This window comes from Achromobacter deleyi, assembly GCF_902859705.1.
Taxonomy (GTDB): Bacteria; Pseudomonadota; Gammaproteobacteria; order Burkholderiales; family Burkholderiaceae_B; genus Achromobacter; species Achromobacter deleyi.
Genome location: NZ_CADIJO010000002.1, coordinates 436,930 through 457,198 on the forward strand (window position 1 = coordinate 436,930; position 20,269 = coordinate 457,198).

15 protein-coding genes are annotated in these 20,269 nt (G+C 68.5%); 9 read left to right on the forward strand and 6 right to left on the reverse strand.

Annotated elements, in window-relative coordinates; translation table 11 throughout:
- The first annotated feature begins 179 nt into the window (after window positions 1-179).
- On the forward strand, window positions 180-2,501 hold the full coding sequence (gene fhuE, locus HV798_RS04460; protein ID WP_425486118.1) for a ferric-rhodotorulic acid/ferric-coprogen receptor FhuE: 2,322 nt from the start codon (window positions 180-182) through the stop codon (window positions 2,499-2,501).
- A gap of 45 nt (window positions 2,502-2,546) precedes the next feature.
- Here fhuE and HV798_RS04465 read toward each other — a convergent pair whose 3' ends face one another.
- Window positions 2,547-3,281: an SDR family oxidoreductase gene (locus HV798_RS04465; protein WP_175191193.1), complete on the reverse strand. Its 735-nt coding sequence runs from the start codon at window positions 3,279-3,281 to the stop codon at window positions 2,547-2,549.
- 113 nt (window positions 3,282-3,394) lie between these two features.
- Here HV798_RS04465 and HV798_RS04470 point away from each other — a divergent pair, with 113 nt between their 5' ends.
- From HV798_RS04470 to HV798_RS04500, 7 genes are all read left to right on the forward strand, one after another.
- The gene (locus tag HV798_RS04470) at window positions 3,395-4,195 is read left to right on the forward strand and encodes a LysR family transcriptional regulator (RefSeq protein WP_175191192.1); all 801 of its coding nucleotides are present in this window, start codon (window positions 3,395-3,397) and stop codon (window positions 4,193-4,195) included.
- Window positions 4,196-4,347: 152 nt separating this feature from the next.
- Window positions 4,348-4,857 carry a sigma-70 family RNA polymerase sigma factor gene (locus HV798_RS04475; RefSeq protein ID WP_175191191.1) on the forward strand — a complete coding sequence of 170 codons (510 nt, stop codon included), beginning with the start codon at window positions 4,348-4,350 and terminating at the stop codon, window positions 4,855-4,857.
- Between the two features lie 8 nt (window positions 4,858-4,865).
- Complete coding sequence (locus HV798_RS04480; RefSeq protein ID WP_175191190.1) at window positions 4,866-5,867, forward strand: FecR domain-containing protein; 1,002 nt, start codon at window positions 4,866-4,868, stop codon at window positions 5,865-5,867.
- 109 nt (window positions 5,868-5,976) lie between these two features.
- Complete coding sequence (locus HV798_RS04485) at window positions 5,977-8,448, forward strand: TonB-dependent siderophore receptor (protein ID WP_217481145.1); 2,472 nt, start codon at window positions 5,977-5,979, stop codon at window positions 8,446-8,448.
- A 72-nt stretch (window positions 8,449-8,520) separates the two neighbouring features.
- The gene (locus HV798_RS04490; RefSeq protein ID WP_175191189.1) at window positions 8,521-9,042 is read left to right on the forward strand and encodes a sigma-70 family RNA polymerase sigma factor; all 522 of its coding nucleotides are present in this window, start codon (window positions 8,521-8,523) and stop codon (window positions 9,040-9,042) included.
- Window positions 9,039-9,992: a FecR domain-containing protein gene (locus HV798_RS04495; RefSeq protein ID WP_175191188.1), complete on the forward strand. Its 954-nt coding sequence runs from the start codon at window positions 9,039-9,041 to the stop codon at window positions 9,990-9,992. The genes HV798_RS04490 and HV798_RS04495 overlap by 4 nt, the downstream gene beginning before the upstream one ends.
- A gap of 119 nt (window positions 9,993-10,111) precedes the next feature.
- On the forward strand, window positions 10,112-12,574 hold the full coding sequence (locus HV798_RS04500) for a TonB-dependent receptor (protein ID WP_175191187.1): 2,463 nt from the start codon (window positions 10,112-10,114) through the stop codon (window positions 12,572-12,574).
- 57 nt (window positions 12,575-12,631) lie between these two features.
- Here the strand turns inward: HV798_RS04500 and HV798_RS04505 are convergent, their stop codons facing one another.
- The 3 genes from HV798_RS04505 to acnA are packed head-to-tail and all read right to left on the reverse strand — an operon-like array spanning window position 12,632 to window position 17,364.
- On the reverse strand, window positions 12,632-13,687 hold the full coding sequence (locus tag HV798_RS04505) for a lactonase family protein (RefSeq protein WP_175216340.1): 1,056 nt from the start codon (window positions 13,685-13,687) through the stop codon (window positions 12,632-12,634).
- A 50-nt stretch (window positions 13,688-13,737) separates the two neighbouring features.
- Entirely contained in the window at window positions 13,738-14,634 is an 897-nt protein-coding gene (locus tag HV798_RS04510) for a GntR family transcriptional regulator (protein ID WP_025139248.1), read from the reverse strand.
- Between the two features lie 24 nt (window positions 14,635-14,658).
- On the reverse strand, window positions 14,659-17,364 hold the full coding sequence (acnA, locus tag HV798_RS04515; RefSeq protein ID WP_175191184.1) for an aconitate hydratase AcnA: 2,706 nt from the start codon (window positions 17,362-17,364) through the stop codon (window positions 14,659-14,661).
- An 85-nt stretch (window positions 17,365-17,449) separates the two neighbouring features.
- Between acnA and HV798_RS04520 the strand changes: the two genes are divergently transcribed.
- On the forward strand, window positions 17,450-18,448 hold the full coding sequence (locus HV798_RS04520) for a Bug family tripartite tricarboxylate transporter substrate binding protein (RefSeq protein ID WP_175191183.1): 999 nt from the start codon (window positions 17,450-17,452) through the stop codon (window positions 18,446-18,448).
- A gap of 19 nt (window positions 18,449-18,467) precedes the next feature.
- On the opposite strand, the gene HV798_RS04525 is transcribed toward HV798_RS04520, so the two are convergent.
- Both HV798_RS04525 and HV798_RS04530 read right to left on the reverse strand, forming a co-directional pair.
- Complete coding sequence (locus HV798_RS04525; protein WP_175191182.1) at window positions 18,468-19,739, reverse strand: type II toxin-antitoxin system HipA family toxin; 1,272 nt, start codon at window positions 19,737-19,739, stop codon at window positions 18,468-18,470.
- Complete coding sequence (locus HV798_RS04530; RefSeq protein ID WP_175191181.1) at window positions 19,736-20,215, reverse strand: helix-turn-helix transcriptional regulator; 480 nt, start codon at window positions 20,213-20,215, stop codon at window positions 19,736-19,738. Before HV798_RS04530 ends, HV798_RS04525 begins: the two co-directional genes overlap by 4 nt.
- Window positions 20,216-20,269 lie beyond the last annotated feature (54 nt).

Genomic DNA, 20,269 nt, shown 5'->3' on the forward strand with positions numbered 1-20,269 from the left:
AGGTTTTTTCGCCGCTGCATCGTTCTAGGTGAGAAGGCGCGTCGCGCCGCGTTCCCGCTTCGGGGACTTTCCTTCTTGCCGTTGAACCGAATCCGCAGCTGACCGTGAACCTTCCTGTCTGGCGCCCCGCGCGCGCCGCCACCCGTTTTGCCCTGTCTTCCCTGACGCTGTCGCTGGCCATGGCACTCGGTGCCAGCCCCGCCGTGCAAGCCCAAACCCCTCCCCAGTCCGTGACGGTGGACATCGCCGCCATGCAGCTGGGCGATGCCTTGCTGCAATGGGCTGCGCAGACCCGCCAGCGCGTGTTCTACGCGCCCGAGGTGGTCGCCGGATTGCGCAGCCCCGGCCTGCGCATGAGCGGCAGCCCCGAGCAATCGCTGGCCCGCCTGCTGCAAGGCACGGGCGTGGCCTATCGCTGGCAGGGCGACAGCATCATCCTGTCGCGCGACGGCGAGGTGGCCAGCCTGGCGCCGGTAACGGTACTGGGCGCGCGCGATCCCGCCGTGACCGAAGGCACGGGGTCCTACACCACCCCGGCAACGGCCGCGGCCACCGGACTGTCGCTGTCGTTGCGCGAAACGCCGCAGTCGGTGTCGGTGGTGACGCGCCAGCGCATCGACGACCAGAACCTGCGGTCGCTGGACGAGGTGATGGGCAACGTGGTGGGCGTGCAAGTGGTGGCCGAAGACAGCGACCGCACCGATTTCTGGTCGCGCGGGTTCTATATCGACAGCTTGCAGTACGACGGCGTGCCCACCACCATCGGCCTGTCGATGTACGGCGAATCCGACAACGATTCGATCATCTACGACCGCATCGAAGTGGTGCGCGGCGCCACGGGGCTGATGACCGGCGCGGGCAATCCGTCGGCCTCGATCAACCTGGTGCGCAAGCATGCCAACAGCCGGGAATTCACCGGCACGATCAACACCGGCGTGGGCTCGTGGAACCAGTTCCGCAGCTCGGTCGACCTGAGCACGCCGCTGAACCAGGAAGGCACGGTGCGTGCACGCATGGTGGCGCTGTACCAGAAGAAGGATTCGTACATCGACCTGTACCACACCGACAAGAAGGTGTTCTACGGGGTGATCGATGCGGACCTGACGCCGTCGACCACATTGAGCGTGGGCATGGATTCGCAGGACAAGCGGCCGCGCGGCACCACCTGGGGCAGCCTGCCGGTGGTGTTCAGCGACGGCACGCCGACCGACTGGCGCCGGTCCAAGACCAGCGCGGCCGACTGGACCTATTGGCACACCACGCAGCGCACCACCTTTGCGTCGCTGTCGCACCGCTTTGAGAACGATTGGGAAGCCAAGGCCGACTGGTCGCTGCGCAAGAGCAAGTACGACGCCAAGCTGCTGTACCTGTACGGCCAGCCGGATCGCGACACCGGCGAGGGCCTGGGGGCGTTGCCGGGTTACTGGAATTCGTATGCGCAGCAGACCTCGCTGAACCTGCAGGTCAAGGGGCCGTTCCAGCTGCTGGGCCGCCGCCATGAGCTGGTGCTGGGCGCCATGCGCAGCCGCTACAGCGAAGACTTCTACAGCTATGGCCGCGAGGGCGCGATGCCCGACACGGGCTCGTTCTACGACTGGGACGGCTCGTACGCGCAGCCCAACTGGACGACGACCACGCTGCGCGACACCATCACGCACCAGCGCGGCGCGTACGCCGCGGCGCGCTGGTCGCTGACCGACAGCCTGACGCTGATCACCGGCAGCCGCTATGCCACGTGGCAATCGCGCTCGCCGACCCGCGACCAGAAAGACTCGCGCCTGATTCCCTACGCGGGCGTCGTCTACGACATCAACAGTACGTATTCGGCCTACGCCAGCTATACCGACATCTTCCAGCCCCAGGATTACCGTGACCGCAGCGGCAATTACCTGGATCCGGTGGAAGGGCAGAACTACGAAGTGGGGGTGAAGGGCGAATACCTGGACGGCCGCCTCAATGCGTCGGTGGCGCTGTTCAAGGTGAAGGAAAGCAAGACCGGCGTGCCGGACCCGGGCTACATGGTGCCGGGGTCCACCGACGGCGCCTACAAGACGGCCGATGGCGTCACCACCCGCGGTATTGAAATGGAAGTGACCGGCCAGCTGGCGCCGGGCTGGAACACCACGCTGGGCGGCACGTACTACACCAGCCGCGACGTGCACGGCGTGTCGGTCAACACCGAACGTCCGCGCGCGACCGCCATGCTGTTCACGACCTACCGCCTGCCGGGCGCGTGGAGCAAGCTGACTGTCGGCGGCGGCGTCAACTGGCAGATCAGCACGTACAGCACCGTCGAGCTGGACGAAGGCAGCGTGACCGCCAAGCAGAAGGCCGCGGCGCTGTTCAACGTGATGGCGCGCTACGACTTCAATTCGCGCCTGTCGGCGCAGTTGAACGTGAACAACCTGTTCGACAAGAAGTACTACCTGGGCGGCGTGGCCAACCAGGTCTACTACGGCGAGCCGCGCAGCGTGTTCCTGAACCTGAAGGCGACGTTCTAGCGTTTGCAGAGGCGCCGGCCAGCCCGGCCGGCGCGGGCGCAGGGCCTACGCCTGTTGCCGCGTCGCGGCCAGCACGATCTCGCGGATGCACACGCCGGGGGGCTGCGAGTAGGCGTAGTACACGGCGTTGGCCACGTCTTCGGCGGCGAGCACCTTGCCGCCCATGTCGGCCTTCCAGGCCTCGTAGCCGCTCTTGATGCCGTCATCGGTGGTGTGGCCCAGCAGTTCGGTTTCGACCGCGCCGGGGGCGATGGTGACCACCCGCACGTTGTGCGGCGACAGTTCTTCGCGCAGGTTTTCCGACAGGCCATGCACGGCAAACTTGGTGCCCACGTACGCCACGTGGTTGGGGAAGGTCTTGCGCCCCGCGACCGAACTGATGTTGATGATGGTGCCGCGGCCGCGTTCGGCCATGCCGGCCGCCACGGCATGCACGCCGTTCAACAGGCCTTTGACGTTGACGTCCAGCATGCGGTCCCATTGTTCCGGGTCCTGGCGGGTGATGTCGCCCAGCAGCATGACGCCGGCATTGTTGACGATGGCGTCGGCCGGGCCGTATTGGGCTTCGGCTTCGCGCAGGGCGGCGGCCAGCGCCTGGCGGTCGGTCACGTCGACCTGGCGGGCCAGCGTGTTGGGCAGGTTCAGGGCCTGCATCGGCGCCAGGCGGCGGGCCAGCAGCAACAGCGGATGGCCGTGGGACGAGAACAGGCGGGCGGTAGCCAGGCCGATGCCCGAGCTGGCGCCGGTGACAACGACGAGGGGAAGTTTGGGGGTGCTCATGGTGGGGCTCCAGGTATCGGTGATTCGTATGTCAGAATGACTGAAAACCAGTGTATGGCGGCTTTTCCCGCTTGAAAAATGGTTTATTCTTCTTGCATCAATCGGGAAAACTTATGGATAGCCGCCAGCTGAACGCCTTCATTGCGGTGTTCGAAGAGCGTAACATCACCGCCGCCGCGCAGCGTCTGCACCTGAGCCAGCCGGCCTTGTCGGGCACCATCAAAAGCCTGGAAAGCCTGCTGGGCGCGCAGTTGTTCGAGCGCCAGGCGCGCGGCGTGTCCGTCACGGACGCGGCCCGCATCCTGTACCCGCAGGCCCGCCGCCTGGTCGCGCAGACCGAATCCATGACCCGTCAGTTCCGGCAGGATGCCCGCGTGGCCGAACTGCGCATCGGCATCGAAGGCGAGATTGCCGGCGCGCATATCCGCGCCTTCGTGGCGCGGGCGCGGCAGGCCGTGCCCAACCTGCAATTGCACCTGCTGGAAGGGTGCACGGGCGACGCCCGGCTGGCCACCGAAGACGAGCGCTGCGAAGACGAACTGTTCCTGCCGCTGTGGAACGACCCGTACGCCATCGCATCGCCCGCCGACGCGCCGGCCGATGCCATGCCCGACTGGATCGTCTGCCCCGACCACCCCAGCCATCAACGCCTGTTGCCGTACTACGGCGCGGCCGCCAACACGCCCGCCGCACAGGCGGCGTCGCTGCGCCTGGCGCTGGAATTGGCCGGGGCCGGGGTGGGCGCCTGCATCGCGCCGCGCTCGCTGGTGGATCAGCAGGGCGGCGTGGTGGCGCGCGCCCTGGACGGCCTGGCGCTGTCGCGCCGCGTGGGCCTGTGCTACGCGGCACAGGCGCTGGATACGCCCGCGCTGGCGCTCTTGGCCGAACAGCTCGGCAACGCGATCCGGGCCTGAACCCCCGGGCCCGGGCCGTCTGGCCTGCGACGCACGAGGCTGGCGCCGCGGGTTGGGGCGGGGGATCTGTTCAAGGCGGCCGGCCGGACTATAATGAGAATAGTTTCCATTACATTAACGTCTCTGGTGGTCCCGGCTGGGGCCGGGCCGTCATGCACTCCACTTCCCTAGCGCCTCACGCCGAGGTGCAGTCCGTTTATCAGGCGCACCATTCCTGGCTGCGCACCGTGCTGCATCGCAAGCTGGGCAACGCGTCCGATGCCGCCGACGTGGCCCACGACACGTTCGAAAGGTTGATCCGCGCCAACGTCGCCCAGCCGTTGAGCGAGCCGCGTGCCTACCTGCGCACCATCGCCAATCGCCTGCTGATCGGGCGTGCGCGCCGCGCCGCGCTGGAAGCGGCCTATGCCGAATCCCTGGCCCTGCAACCGGCGGCGGTGGAACCGTCGGTGGAGTCGCGCGCCTTGATCCTGGAGGCGCTGGAACAGGTTTGCGAACTGCTGGATACCTTGCCCATGACCAGCCGCCGCATTTTCCTGATGGCGCAGATCGACGGCCTGTCCAACATCGAGATCGGCGAACGCCTGGGCCTGACGCCCAACGCCGTGCAGAAATCGCTGGCCCGAGCGCTGGTGCGTTGCTACGCGGCGGTCTACGGGTGAGCGGCCCGGTGGATAGCGTCCGTCTGCTCCGGCCGCTGGCGCCGGAAGCCGGCAAGCTCGACCCCAAGGTGATCCGCCAGGCGGCCGACTGGTGGGCGCGCCTGCGCGATGGCGCAACGCCCACCGAGCGCGACCGCTTCGAGCGCTGGCGCCAGGCGCAGCCCGCCCACGACCTGGCCTGGCAACGGTTGGGCGCGCTGACCCGGGGCGTGTCCCTGGGCGCCGAGCAGGCCGGCGCCGATGTTGCGTCGCGCACCCTGCAGCAGGCGCCGCTGATCCGTGCGCGGCGCAACGCCATCCGCTGGATGATGGCGGCGACCGGCGTCGGACTGGGCGCCTGGGCCGTCAACGACCGCGAGGCCCTGCGCAATCTGGCAGCCGACCTGCGCACCGGCACGGGCGAACGACGCAGCGTGGTGCTGGCTGACGGCACCCGCGTCGAACTGAATGCCGGCAGCGCGGTGGACCTGCGCTACACGGATACGCGGCGCGAGCTGGTACTGCGCGAAGGGGAAATCCTGGTGGCCACCGGACAGGACCCGCGGGGCCGTCCCTTCACTGTGCGTACGCGCGCCGGCGTGCTGACGCCGGTGGGCACGCGCTTCCTGGTGCGCGACCTGGGTGCGGGACGGGTCCGGGTGGCCGTGCTGGAAGGGGCGGTGGATGTCGCGAACGGCCAGGCCGGCGCGGCGCCGCGGCGGGTGCCGGCGGGCGGGCAGGCCGAGTTTTCCGCTGCGGGCGATTTCGTGCCGGCGGCGCTGGCGCCGGGCGTATCGGCCTGGCTGGATGGCATGCTGCTGGCCGATGCCATGCCGCTGGCCGACTTCCTGCGCGAACTGGGGCGCTACCGCCCCGGCGTGCTGCGCTGTGCGCCGGAGGCGGCGCCGCTGCGAGTGGTGGGCGCGTTTCCGGTGGCCGACACGGACCAGGTCCTGTCGATGCTGCAGGACGTGTTGCCGGTGCGGGTGCAGCGCTACACGCGCTACTGGGTCAACGTGCACCTGGCCTGACGCGATTGATTTGTAACTGGAACGGCGTGATCGGCGTTCTCACGCTTCATGTAGGGAAAGCAGCCCGCTCGACGGGCCGCATTCCTCCCTCGTGAACCAGGACTTCTTCATGCCTTGCCATTCCCTTTCCGCGGCCCGCGCCGCGAATGCCGCCCGCCGCGGCGTCCTGCCGCGCACGCGGCTGTGCGTGGCGCTGTCGCTGGCCCTGCCGCTGGTCGTGGCGGTGTGGCCCGCCGCGTCCGTCCAGGCCCAGGCCGCGCCGGCCGCGCGCACGGTGTCCTTCAATGTGCCTGCTGGCCCGTTGGGCGCGGCGCTGGGCGCCTTCGGCATGCAGGCGGGCGTGATGGTGGCGTCCGACCCGGCGCTGACGCAGGGCGCGCACACCGATGGCGTGTCGGGCGCCTATTCCGTGGATGCGGCGCTTGCGCGCCTGCTGGCAGGGACCGGATTGCAGGCCGTGGCGCGCGGCGAGGGCGGCTATCGATTGCGCCAGGCGGGGACGGGCCAGGCGCAGACGCTGGCGCCGGTGACCGTGACCGGCAGCTACCAGGCCACCACCGATGGCACGGGGTCGTATGCCTCGCCCGCGGCCACCATCGGCAAGACCACGCAGGCATTGAAGGACATTCCCCAGTCCATCACCATCCTGACGCGCCAGCGCATGGACGACCAGGACATGACCAGCCTGCCGGACGCGATCAACAACACCACCGGCATGGTGGGCGTGCAAGGCGTGGGCCCGGGCATCGCGATCAACTCGCGCGGCTTTCCGGTGGACATGCTGCAGTACGACGGCGTGCCGCTCTTGCGCAACAACTACAGCCTGGGCAATTGGGAACAGGATTCGCTGGTGTTCTACGACCGCGTCGAGATCCTGCGCGGCGCGGCCGGCCTGTTGCAAGGGGCCGGCAGCCCGGGCGGCGCGGTCAACCTGGTGCGCAAGCGCGGCGGCGCCGAACCGTCGGTGGTGGTCACGGGCAAGGTCGGTTCGTGGGACCGCTATGGCCTGCAGCTGGACGCCGGCAGCCCGCTGAACGCAGCCGGCACGCTGCGCGGCCGGGTGGTGCTGGACGATGACCGCAGCCATTCGTACACCGATTACGTGTGGGACAAGACCCGCAACCTGTACGCGGCGCTGGACTACGACATCAGCCCCGACACCACCGCCGGCATCGCGGTCAGCAACCGCTTCAGCCGCTCGCGCCCCATGTTCGTGGGCTTTCCGCGCTTTGCCGATGGCGGCGACATCGACCTGCCGCGTTCCACCTACACGGGGTCGACCTGGAACCGCGCCAAGAATGACCAGACCGTGTTCTACGCCGACCTGGAACACCGCTTCAACGAGGCCTGGCGCTTCAAGCTGGGCGGCGTTGCCATGAACGAGAAGAACACCACCGTGCACCAGCGCGTGGCCGATGCGGTGCAGCGCGACGGCAGCGGCTTGTCGTATGGCAATTTCGGCGTGGACTTCAACAGCAAGCAGCGCGGCCTGGACATGTCGGTCAGCGGCGATTTCACGGCGCTGGGCATGAAGCAGGAAGTCGTGCTGGGCGCGAACTATTCCAAGCTCACCACGCAAGACCGCTTCACGCGGGCCTGGAGCGATAGCGACGGCAATATCTTCGACATCGACCACAACCGGCCGTGGCAGGATATCGACAGCATCGCAGCCGCCAGCGGCTACGACAGCCGCAGCGCCTACGACATCCGGCAGAAGGGCATCTACGGCACGTGGCGCGTCAAGCCCACCGAGTCGCTGTCGTTGATCGGCGGCGGCCGCGTGGGCTGGTATGACTTCACGTACCGGTCGGCCGGCGAGACCTCGGCCACGACGGAATCCGGCCGCTTCATTCCTTATGCCGGCATCGTCTACGCCCTGAGCCGCGACTGGTCGGTCTACACCAGCTATACGTCCGTGTTCGAGCCGCAGACCGATCGCAGCGTATCGGGCGCGTTGCTCAAGCCGGTGGAAGGCGCCAACTACGAAGCCGGCGTGAAGGGTGAGCTGGCCGATGGCCGCGTCAACGTGGCGCTGGCCGTGTTCCGCTACGACCACAAGAACCGCTCGGTGACCGACTACGACAACGGCTTTGCCTGCGACGGTTGGTATTGCTCGCGCGCGGCCGGCAAGGTGCGCAGCCAGGGCTTCGAGGCGGAAGTGTCGGGCGAGGTGATCCAGGGCCTGCAACTGTTCGCCGGCTACACCTACAACACCACCAAGTACCTGGAAGACCCGGACAACCAGGGCAAGATCTTCAACACGTGGACGCCCAAGCACATGCTGCGCCTGTGGGCCAACTACAAGCTGCCGGGTGACTGGAACCGCCTGAGCGTGGGCGCCGGTGTCAACACGCAGACGCATACACTGAGCTCGGACCGCAAGTTCGCGCTGGCGGGTTTTTCCGTGTGGAATGCCCGCGTGGGGTACCAGGCCACGTCCGAGCTCAGCTTCGGCCTGAACCTGAACAACGTGTTCGACAAGAAATACTACGTGCCGTCCTACAACACGATCAGCAGCAACAACTACTACGGCGAGCCCCGCAATGTGATGCTGACGGTGCGCTACGCGCCGAAACTGTAGCGCGGGGGCGGGGCGGCCGCGATGGGATAAAATAATAATTATTCCCATTTAGATTCCATCGCGAGCCGCGCCGTGTCCTCGACCGACTCCCTGCCCAACGACGCTGTCACGCAGATCTACCGCGACCACCACGGCTGGCTGTCCGGGTGGCTGCGCAAGAAGCTTGGCAATTCCTTCGATGCCGCCGACCTGGCGCACGACACCTTCGTGCGGTTGATGGGGGCGCGCGTGCGCGAGGGCGGCGGCGGCGAGCCGCGTGCGCTGCTGACGCACATCGCCAAGGGCCTGGTGGTGGACCACTGGCGCCGCCGCGCGCTGGAAGACGCCTACCAGGCGGCCGCCGCGCAGTTGCCGCCTTGCGAGGCGCCGTCGCCCGAAGTGCGGGCGCTGATCCTCGAAACCCTGTACGCCATAGACGCCACCCTGCGCACCTTGCCCGCGAAGACGCGCGAGATATTCCTGGCTTCGCAATTCGACGGCATGGCCTATGCCGACATCGCGCGGGTGCAGCGCGTGTCGCTGGCCACGGTCAAGCGCCACATGCAGAAGGCGCTGACGGCCTGCCTCGTGGCCTATCACGCGAGCGCGGCATGACCGCCGTGCCGGACCGCGCGCTGCTGGAAGAGGCCGCCGGCTGGCTGGTGCGGTTCCAGTCGGAAGCGCTGTCGGCGTCGGACCACGCTGCCTTTGAACGCTGGCGCGGCCGCAGCGCGGCGCACGCCGCGGCCTGGGCCCGCGCCGAGGACATGCTGCGCAGTTTCGGGCAGGTGCCACCCGCCCTGGGCGCGCAGGCCTTGCGGGGGCTGGACCGGCCGGGGCGTCGCCAGGTGCTGCGCACCGTGGCCGGCCTGCTGGCATTGGGGCCGGCCGGGTGGCTGGCCTGGCGTGAACTGCCGTGGCGCGAGTGGGCGGCCGATGCCCGCACGGCCGCCGGAGAGCAGCGCCGCCTGCAACTGGCCGACGGCACGCAACTGATCTTGAACACCGCCACGGCGGTGGACATCCTGTACACCGCGGATCAGCGTGTCGTGTGGCTGCGGGCGGGTGAAATCCTGCTGACCACCGGCAAGGACCCGTCGCCGGTGCACCGGCCCTTCATCGTGCGCACGGCGCAGGGCACGGTGCAGGCGCTGGGCACGCGCTTCCTGGTGCGCGACGAAGGCAGCCGCGTGCGCGTCGCGGTGTTTGAAGGCGCCGTGGATATCGGGCCGGCGGGCGGCGGCGCGCATCGCGTGCTGCAGGCCATGCAGCAGACGGTGTTCGATGCCGGCCAGGTGGGCGCAGCCGCCGACGCGGATGCCGGACAGGCTTCATGGGAGCACGGCATGCTGGCCGCAACCAATTGGCGGCTGGCCGATCTGGTGGACGAGCTGGCGCGCTATCGCCGCGGCTTTCTGCGCTGTGATCCGGCCGTGGCCGACCTGCGGGTGTCGGGCGCTTTTCCGCTGCACGACATCGACGCCGGCCTGCGCCTGCTGGAAAAGACGCTGCCGGTGCGGATCAGCCGGGTCACGCCGTATTGGGTCAGCGTCACGGCGCGGTGACGCAATACCGTTACAAATTAATCGCCCAAGTCCTGACACTTTTTTCGCCTTCGTCCGGTGTACCGGGTGAATGATCGCGGCCCGGCCGCGACGCCCAGCCCCTAACGAAGGATCGTCACATGGTTTCCCGAAGCTCGCATCCCCAGTCCGTTTGCCGTACCCCGGCCGCGCCATCGCCCGCGGTGAGCGCGGTGCGGGCCGTCAGCCTGGGGGTGGCGTTGCTGTTCGCGGCCACCGCGGCGCCGTCCGTGCGCGCGGCCGATGCCGCCAGCGCCCCGGCCGGCAAGGCCTACGCCATCGGCGCCGGTCCGCTGGGTGACGTGCTGGCGCAATTCGCTGCGGCGGCGGGCGTGCCGCTGTCGTTCGACCCGGCCGTGCTGGCGGGGCAGCGCAGCAGCGGCCTGAACGGCGTCTACACGGTGCGCGACGGCTTCGCGCGCCTGCTGGCCGGGTCCGGCTACGCGCTGGCCGAGCAGGGCGGCGGCGCCTATTCGCTGCGCAAGCTGCCGGCGCCGGAAGCCGGCGTGACGACCTTGCCCGCCGTGACCGTGGCCGCGGCGGGCGTAAGCCCCTCGGCCTTGCCCGTCGAATACGCCGGCAACCAGGTGGCGCGCGGCGGCCGGCTGGGCCTGCTGGGCAACCAGGACGTGATGGACACGCCCTTCAGCGTCACCAACTACACGTCCGACCTGCTGGCCAACCGCCAGGCCGTCACCCTGGCCGATGCGCTGAACGTGGATTCTTCCGTGCGCTTTACCGGACAGATCGGCGGCGTGACCGATTCGTTCTACATCCGCGGCTTTCCCATCGGCGAAGGCAACCTGGGCGAGATCGCCTTCGACGGCGTCTATGGCGTGGCGCCCAACTACCACGTGTTCACCGACTACATCGAACGCGTCGAAGTGTTGAAGGGCCCTGCGGCGCTGTTGTACGGCATGTCGCCCAACAGCGGCGTGGGCGGGGTGATCAACATGGTGCCCAAGCGCGCCTTGCCCGAAGACCTGACGCGCCTGTCGGCCGATTACGTGGGCTCGTCCCAGTTCGGCGGCCGGGTGGACTTGAGCCGGCGTTTCGGCAATGACGGCGAATGGGGCGTGCGCGTCAATGCCATGCACCGCCAGGGCGATACGCCGCTGGACAATCTGCATTCGCGCACCGACATCGGCGCCTTGTCGCTGGACTACCAGGGCACGCGGCTGCGCGCGTCGCTGGACGTGGTGATGCAGAACGAAAAGGTCGATGCGCCGACGCGGCCTTTCCTGGTGGCGTCGGGACTGCAGGTGCCGGGCGCGCCGGACGGCCGTCGCAATGCGACCCAGCCCTGGGGCTGGTGGAAGTCCGACAGCCAGTCGGCGCTCTTGCGCGTGGAATACGACATCAGCGACCGCCTGACGGTGTTTGCCGACGCGGGCGGCTCGGACACATACGTGACGCGCCTGTCCGACCAGACGCCCACCATCGTCAACGCGGCCGGCGACACGCTGGTGACGCCGAACAACTCCAAGTTCCAGATCGACCGCAGCACCTACAACGCGGGCCTGCGCGCCAAGCTGGACACGGGGCCAGTGCGCCACGCCATCAGTTTCATGGGCAGCCTGTACAGCGACCGCAACCTGCAGGCCAGCGTGCTGGGCACGCCGCTGTCGTCCAACATCTATCACCCCGTGACGCGGCCCGAGCAGTTCATTCCGGCACCCGCCAACCTGCCCAAGGTGTCGTCGTCGGACCTGACCGGCTTTGCGCTGGCCGACGCGATGAGCATCCTGGACGACCGCGCGCAGCTGACGCTGGGCGTGCGCCAGCAACGCATCGAGTCGCGCAACTTCAACGCCACCACCGGCGCGCGCACGCTCAGCTACGACGAAAGCGCCACCACGCCGCTGGCCGGCCTGGTGGTCAAGCCGTGGAGCAATGTGTCGCTGTATGCCAACTACATCGAAGGCCTGAGCAAGGGCGACGTGGCGCCGGCCACCGCCAGCAATGCGGGGCAGGTGTTCAAGCCCTACAAGGCCAAGCAGAAAGAGGTCGGCATCAAGGTCGACCTGGACAGCGCCATGCTGACCCTGAGCGCGTTCGAGATCACCAAGCCCAGCGGCCAGTTGACCGGCAACGTGTACGCGGCCGACAGCGAGCAGCGCAATCGCGGCCTGGAACTGAACCTGTCGGGCGAGCCGCTGCGCGGCCTGCGCCTGTTGGGCGGCGTGACGCTGCTGGACGCGGAATTGACGCGCTCCAGCAACCGCGCCGTGCTGGGCAACCAGCCGGTGGGCGTGCCGCGTGTGATGGCGAACCTGAGCGCCGAATGGGATACGCCGTGGGTGGCGGGCCTGACGGTGACGGGCGGCGTGATTCACACCGGCAAGGAATACGTCAATCAGGCCAACACGCAATCGGTGCCGTCGTGGACCACCTTCGACCTGGGCGCGCGCTATGCGACGAAGATCCAGGGCAAGGACGTGACGCTGCGCGCCAACGTGGTCAACGTGTTCAATCGCGGCTACTGGTCGGGCGTGGCGTCGTACGGCACGATTTCGCAAGGCGTGCCGCGCACGCTGATGCTGTCGGCGTCGATGGATTTCTAAGGGGGCGCAGGGGCCTCGCTCGGGACCTGCTTGTCGAAGCCCTGCGCACCGTGACGGTCATGCCAGCCGGGGCGCGAACACCATGCAGACGGGGCTGCCGACCGGCTGCGTGCCGCCGTCATGGGCGAGCGTGCCGTCGTCGGGATGCACGCGGAAGCGTTCCAGCGTGTCGCTGTCTTCGTTCAGCGCGAAGAGGAAGCGGCCGTCGGGCGCCAGCGTGAAAAAGCGCGGCGTCCTGCCGTGGGTGGCGGCGTGCTGCACCGGGGCCAGGCGCCCGGTCTGCGCATCCACCTTGAACACCGCGATGCTGTCGTCGCCCCGGTTCGACACATACAGATGCCGGCCGCGCGCGTCGATCGCGATGCCCGCGGCGCGGCTGTTGCCGGTGTACGTATCGGGCAACGAGGGCAGCACCTGGAAGGGGCGCAGCGCCTGTTCGTCCAATGCATAGGCCCTCACGGTGTTGTCGAGTTCGTTGATGACATAGGCCCACGGCGCCGAAGGATGAAACACGGCGTGCCGCGGGCCAGCCCCTTCGCGTGCCGTGGCGACATGAACCGCTGGATCGCCCACGCGGTCGTCGTGCAAGGCATGCAGGAACACGCGATCCAGGCCCTTGTCGGGCACCATCACGTAGCGTCCAGTCGGGTCCACCAGGTTGTAGTGCGGCTTGGCGTGGGGCTGTTCCTTGCGGTGCGGTCCCGGCTCGCCTGGCATGGCGATCTGCTGCGCAACCGGCTCCAGGCTGCCGTCGGCGGCCACGGGCAGCACGGCCAGCGTGCCGCTCAGGTGGTTGGACACCATCAGGTAGCGGCCCGAGGGCGCCAGCGCCAGGTGCACGGGGTTCAGGCCTTCGCACGACTGGCTGCGCCACGGGGTCAGCCGGCCGCTGCGCGCGTCGCGCCGCAGCGTGCTGACCTCGCGGCGGTCGCCGTGCACCGCGTACAGCACGGGCAGCGAGGGGTGCGGCAGCAGGTACGACGGGTTGATCAGATCGCCAACGACCTGCGTGGGCGTCAGCGCGCCGGTGTCCGGCGCATAGTCGAAGACGCTGATGCCATCGCCGCGCGCATGGCGTTCGCGGGTGGTGCGGGAACCGATGTAGACGTGCATGGCCAGGGCCTGTTCCGGTAAGACAAGAAAAAGGCCATGCCAGGCAGGCCCTACGAAGCGAGGATGCCGCTGATGCGGGTCAGGTTGTCGAGCGTGCTGCGCAGGTGGGCGGCCAGCGCCTGGGCGGCCTCTTCGTTGCGCTCGCGTTCGAGCAGATCGAGAATTTCCAGGTGCTGGTCGCAGTGCTGCTTGTAGCGGCTGCGGTCCTGCATCGAGCGGTACGACAGCAGCCGGCGCACGCGGTTGACGCGCTTGATGGTGTCGATGAAAAACGGATTGCCCGAGGCTTCGACCAGCGACTCATGAAAGCGCACGCCGCGGTCGTGCAGCTGGTCGGCCGTGTCGGTGGCGATGCCGCCGTCCAGCAGGTGGCGTTCGGCGGCGCGGCAGCGCTCCAGCACGGGCTTGTCGATGCGAAAGCCGGGCTCAAGCAAGGCCGCGGGCTCCAGCGCCAGGCGCAGCCGGTACGACTGCAACAGGCTGTCGGGCGTGGTCATCATGGACGAGAATTCCCAGCCGTAGCCCGGGCGCCGCTGCGCCCAGCCTTCCTGCGCCACGCGCGCCAGCAAGGCCTGGGTCTGCGCCTGGGTCAGCGCGTAGCGGCTGCGCAGCAGCGCCTCGCTGCACTGCATGGGCAGTTCACCGCGCAGCAGCTCGTCGGCCAGCTGAAAATAGCGCTGCGTGACGATGTCGTCGGCAGCGGGCGGGGCCAGGTCCATGGGGGCCTGCGCCAGGGCGTCATAGGCATGCTGCAGGAAGTAGCCGCGGTTGGGTTTGCGCGCCACGATGCCGTGCTGTTCCAGGATGCCGAGCGCGTCATTGACCGGCGAGCGCGACAGGCGCAGGCGATCCGCCAGTTTCTGGGCCGTGAGGTGGGCGCCGCCGGGCAGGCGGTCTTGCCGGATCAGCTCCAGGATCTTGCTTACGGTGTTGGTCTGCGCGCTCATGGGATGGCCCGGGTTGCGGGGGCCTCAGCTGCCTGGGCCCGGTTCGGCCGGCGCCTGTCCATGGGCGCCGAGGGTATCCGCTAGGATAGCGGGAATCACCCCGCCCATCCGCAACAGGCGCAGTTCCAATTGGGTTTCCACCGCGGCCGTGGCGGTCAGCGGTTCCTGGCGGCCATCGGCGCGCAGCACGCGTACCGCGACGGCCTGGCGCGGCGCCAGGGCGTCGGCGGGGCAGTCGATGTCGATGCGGTCGCCGGGCTGGATATTCAGGGTCTGCGGCGTGACGCCCGCGGGCAGGCGCAGGGGCAGGATGCCCATGCCGATCAGGTTCGAGCGGTGGATGCGTTCAAAGCTGACCGCCAGCACCGCGCGGATGCCCAGCAGCCGCTGGCCCTTGGCGGCCCAGTCGCGCGACGAGCCGGTGCCGAAACGTTCGCCGGCCAGCAGCACCACCGCGTCGCCGTCGCGCCGATAGTGGTCGGCGGCTTCCCAGATGGGTTCGAGGCGGCCGCTGGGGGCGTGCAGCGTGTGGCCTACCGGGGCGCCGGGACACAGCAGGTTGGCCAGGCTCTTGCTGTAGAAGGCCGCGCGCATCATGACTTCCCAGTTGCCGCGGCGCGAGGCGAACACGTTCAGGTCGTCGCGGTCGTCGCCTTGCGCGACCAGGAAATCGGCGATCAGGCTGTCTGGCGGAATCGCGCTGGCGGGCGACAGGTGGTCGGTGGTGACGTCGTCGCCCAGCACCAGCAGCGGCCATGCAGCGTAGCGGCCCAATTGGCTGGCGGGGCCGGCGGCGGCAAAGGGCGGGCGCCGCAGCGCGGTCGATGCCGGGTCCCAGGGAAAGCGCGGCGTGTCCGGCGACTGCAGCGCCTGCCATTGCGGGTTGGCGCTGGCGATCCGGAATGCGCGGGCAAAGTCGTCGGCCCGCAGGCCCTGCACCAGCGCGGCGTCGATCTCGGCGTCGTCGGGCCACAGGTCGCGCAGATGCACGGCGTGGCCGTCGGGTGCGACCTGCACCGGTTCGCGCGACAGATCGCGTTCGGCATCGCCGGCCAGCGCAAAGGCGATGACCAGCGGCGGCGACATCAGAAAGCCCAGGTCCAGGTCGGGATGGATGCGGCCGGTGAAATTGCGGTTGCCGGACAGCACGGCCACCGGGTGGATGGCGCCGGCAGCCATGGCGTCCTGCACGGCCTGGGGCAGCGGGCCCGAGTTGCCGATACAGGTGGTGCAGCCGTAGCCGACGATGTCGAAGCCCACGGCGGCCAGGTCGTCCAGCAGGCCGGCCCGCGCCAGGTAGTCGGCGGCCGCGGGCGAGCCGGGGCCCAATGAGGTCTTGACCCAGGCCGGCACCGTCAGCCCGGCGCGGCGGGCCTTGCGCGCCAACAGGCCGGCGGCGATCAACAGGCGTGGGTCCGACGTGTTGGTGCAGCTGGTGATGGCGGCGATGGCGATGGCGTGGCGCGGCAGCGCGGGGGCCGGGGCGGATGCGGGATCGGTGGGCGGCGTGGGCGCGCGATCGGCCGGCGACGCGGATTGCGGCGCGCCTTGCGGCTGGAAGTTCAGCGCGGCCAGGATCTCGCGCGTCTGGCGGTACGGGTGCAGGTCCTGCGGCCGCTTGGGGCCGGCCACATGCATCTGCACCTGGTCCAGCGCGATCTCGATCTCGCGGGTGTAGCGGGGGTGGGCCGCCGGGTCCAGTGCGATGCCGGCGCTTTCGGCGTAGGCGCCCACCCGCGCGATGTGGACCTCGTCGCGGCCGGTCTGGCGCAGGTAGTCCAGCGTGGCGCCGTCGATGGGGAAATAGCCGGTGGTGGCGCCGTACTCGGGCGCCATGTTGGCGACCACGCAGCGGCTGCCGGCCGACAGCGTCGCAACGCCCGGGCCGAAGAATTCGACGAATTCGCCCGACACCTGGATGGCGCGCAGGCGCTGCGTCACGGTCAGCGCCAGGTCGGTGGCGGTGACGCCGGGGCCCAGCTTCCCGGTCAGGCGCACGCCGATCACGTCGGGAATGCGCAGCAGGGTCGGCATGCCGAACATCACCGTCTGCGCCTCCAGCCCGCCCACGCCCCAGCCCAGCACGCCGATGCCGTTGATCATCGGCGTGTGGCTGTCGGTGCCGATCATCATGTCCGGGTGCAGCACGCCGGCGTCATGGCACACGACGGTGGCCAGTTGCTCCAGGTTGATGGTGTGCATGATGCCGGTGCCGGGCGGATGGATGCGCACGTTCGACAAAGCCTTCGAGGCCCAGCGCAGGAAGCGGTAGCGCTCGGCATTGCGGCGCAGTTCCAGCGCCAGGTTCTGCGTGGCCGCATCGGGCTGCGCATAGGCCTGCACGGCCAGGGAATGATCCACCGACACGTCCACCGGCAGCACCGGGTTGAGCGCACGCGGGTCCACCCCAGCCTCGTCCAGTGCATCGCGCATGGCGGCGATATCGACCAGCGCGGGCGTGCTGGTGGTGTCGTGCATCAGCACGCGGCCGGGCTGGAACGCGATCTCGGCTTCGCTGGTGCCGTGCGCCAGCCAGGCCATCAGCTCGGCCACGGCCTCGTCGCGCTCAACGCCCTGCATGTTGCGCAGCGCGTTTTCCAGCAGCAGCCGCAGCACCACCGGCAGGCGGTGGTAGTCGGGGCCGACCGTCGCGGCGGAATCGATATGGGTATAGGCCACGCCGTCCAGCGTGAAACCGGTGCGGCGCGGCGAAGCATTGGTGTTTTCCATAGCTGCCAGTTTTGCATATTGAATGCATAAAATGCAATTAAGGAAAAACCCGGCCGCCACGAAGCAGGCCACCCAGGAGACAGACATGCCCTTCATCCGCACCCTCGCCGCCAGCGCGGCCCTGACCCTGGCGGCCGTCGCGCCGCTGCATGCCGCCGAACCTGCCGCGCCTGGCGTCGGCAGCGGCAGGCCCATCACGCTGATCGTGCCGTTCGCCGCGGGTGGCGGCGTCGATGGCATGGGCCGCCTGCTGGCCGAACGCCTGCGGGCCGAACTGCCGCAGGGTGTGGTGGTGGAAAACAAGCCGGGCGCCAGCGGCATGCTGGGCGCGCAGACGGTGGTGCGCTCAGTGCCCGACGGCACGACCTTGCTGCTGGGCTCGGCCGGCGAGACCGCCATCAATCCGTTGGTGTTCAAGGGCAAGATGCAATACCAGCCCGAACGCGACCTGGCGCCGATTGCGCTGGTGGCGCGCGTGCCCAACGTGCTGGTGGCCAGCCCCAAGCTGCCGGTGGCCACGGTGCAGGAACTGGTGGCCTATGGCCGCGCCAACCCGGACCGCCTGACCTACGCCACCAGCGGCGTCGGCAACCCCCAGCACCTGAACGGCGAACTGCTGCAATCGCTGGCCGGCATCAAGATGGTTCACGTGCCGTACAAGGGCGCCTCGGCCCAGTTGGTGGACGTGGCCGCGGGCAGCGTCGACCTGACCTTCGTGAGCCTGGCGGGCGCGCTGCCGTTCATCAAGAGCGGCAAGGTCAAGCCGCTGGCAGTGACGTCAGCCAAGCGCGCCTCGTTCGCGCCCGACATTCCTGCCGTGGCCGAGTACGCGCCGCTCAAGGATTACGCGCTGGAAAACTGGTTCGGCATTTTCGTGCCGGCCGCCACGCCCGTCGCGGTCCGCCAGCAACTGGCCGCCGCCATCGACCGCTGCCTGCGTGATGAAAAACTGGTGGCCAGCCTGCGCGAACTGGGCGGCGAGGTGCAGCCGATGTCGCCGGACGCGTTCCGCGATTTCATCCAGGCCCAGACCGCCGTGTTCGCCAAGGTCGTGGCGGATGGGCATATCACGGCGGAGAATTGATAGGGGCCGTCAGCAGCGTTCAGCCGGCGGCTAGTCGGAAGGCGTCAGCCATTCGGTCTTGTTCGCGGGCGGAAAGGCCCAGGCGTTGAGCCAGGGTTCGCCATTGACGGACGATGCCGCGGAACGTTTCGATGATGTCGTCCGCCTCGTGCAGATCGAGCCTGAAGTATTCGGCGACCTCGCGCGCAAGCGTCAGATTCAGTGCGTTGTCCGACGGGGTGATATTGAGCTTCAGGCCGTCGGCCATGGCCACCGGGTTCATGTCGTAGGCGGCAGACAGCCGCCATCCCGCGCCGGGCACCCAGAGAAAACCGTGATTGCGCAGGTGATCGTCGGTGTTCGAAACGAGCAGGTTGAAGACGATTCGTGACCAGAGCTCTTTCAGGTCGGTTCGGGTTTGCGATCCGTGCCGGATCAGGACTTCGGCAAGTTCCAGATAGCTGGCGCCGGTGGATGCGTCATCGCCGTCCGTGCGGCCGGTCATGGTCATGGCCGATGCAAAGTGGATGCGTCGTCCGCTTTCCGTGCGGTCAAACCGGCGGACGATAAAGCAGTGGTGATGGCTGGAAAATTTGCGGGCTTGCGCATCCGCGACCCTTAGCCCGCAGCCGACCGCCAGGGCGTTGACCAGCATCTCCCAGCCGCCGACATCGACGTCGTCGCGGGTGCTGGGGAATTTTGCGATGCAAAGGTGGCCCGTGTTGTCGCGCACCGTGGCCTTGGGCCTGGCGCCACCGAGCGAGCCGCCTGGGGCCATGAGCATCCGCAGCCATTCCTGGCCTTGCGGCGCGCGATTGTCGGGATCTTCTTCGAGGGCTCGGCTTGCCCTTTCCAGTGCGTGAATTTCGGTGAAGGGGGGCGCGGCGACGGTGTGCCGATTGTCGAGGAAGTCTCCTTCGTCTTCCCGCTTGTAGCGCAAGGCGCCGACGCGATAAAGATCGTGGACTCCCAGCAGATAGTCGGACTCGTGCAGACGAAGGCCGCCGGGTTGCAGGCCGGCGCGGATGTCGCGTTCCAGGCGGCGGTCCATCAGCAGCCGGCCCCAGCGATCGGGGCTGGAGTCGGCGAAGACGCCAAACCGATCTTGAGGCGGGGCAGGGTATTGGGGGCCTTCGAACGGATAGATCCGCGGATCGAGTGTCAGGCTTGCAAGCCGGGAATCAGAAAGGGCGGCGGGGTCGTAGCGGAATTCGAAAGTCTCGTGCGCACGTGTCTTGCGGGAGTGCAGCCAACCGAGCCGCGTGGGCTGGGGTAAGCCGTCCCAATCGCCGTACACCCCGATCGTCGTCATGACTTGCGGCCTCGAGGGCGGGTGGGTGGGGGCTGCAGCAGCGCCGCCAAGTCTTGCGCCGTGACGCCCGGCGTGGCGTCGGGTTGTGGCTGCGAATAGGCGGCGATGCGCGTCGTCGGTTCGGCAAGTGTCGAGGCGGCGTGGTCTGCGGGATGGGCGGTGTGTGTGTCGGGTGGCGTGCTGCCTTGCCTGATCAGACGAGCATCCTGAAGCTGACGGCCCAGCGCATCGCGGGCGGCCATGTGTTGCAGGTCTTGCTCAAGGCCCAGCACCTGCATCACGGCAAGGTAGGCGCCGATGGTGGCGCCCGGGCCGCCGGCTTCGAGCGACCGCAGGGTGGTCGGCGACATGCCGGCGCGTTCCGCCACCTGCTTGGAGGTCAATTTGCGCCGCAAACGCGCAAGTTTGAGCCGCTCGCCGAATTCGCGGAGCAATTGGTTGGTTGCGGGAAGAAGAGGGGCGGTGCGTTGAGCCATATGAACAGTATTTTTACGCTATTCACATGAAAACACCAGAATATTGACATTTAT